This window comes from Myxococcus sp. AB025B (assembly GCF_006518215.1).
GTDB classification, from domain to species: domain Bacteria; phylum Myxococcota; class Myxococcia; order Myxococcales; family Myxococcaceae; genus Myxococcus; species Myxococcus fulvus.
Map to the genome: position 1 here is coordinate 1 of NZ_SRLW01000743.1, position 410 is coordinate 410.

At 38.3% G+C, this 410-nt stretch carries 1 protein-coding gene; it reads right to left on the reverse strand.

Features of this window, described 5'->3' with window-relative positions:
* The coding region (locus tag FL311_RS43765) for a hypothetical protein (protein ID WP_141333610.1) at positions 1-192 on the reverse strand (192 nt) is incomplete at its 3' end.
* Positions 193-410 lie beyond the last annotated feature (218 nt).

The following is a 410-nucleotide window of genomic DNA, read 5'->3' on the forward strand; positions in this document are numbered from 1 at the left end:
GCCAATGGTATAGTTACGCACATGACCCATGTGCAGTTTGCCACTTGGGTAAGGGAACATTGACAGGATGTAGCGATGTTTACCTTCGACAGTGTCGGCAACTTTAAAGACTTTACGATTTTCCCAATCTTGTTGGACTGATGGTTCAATCGTGTTTGCTTGATATTCTGGGTCAATGTGAGAAATAGTCATAGACGTAAGCTATACAACGAAAATTGAAATGAAAGATTGCTGCACAGCATAGCGCAAAATAGAGGAAAATGTCAGTTTTTAGAGCAGGATTTTATCTTTTAATCTGCGCTATAAAATTTCCCAATCTATTCTTGTTTATTTTAAATAATCGAAGAGTGGTAAAAATATTCACCACTCTCATTTTAATTATCTTGGTGCCGATACAGACGGGGCAGGTG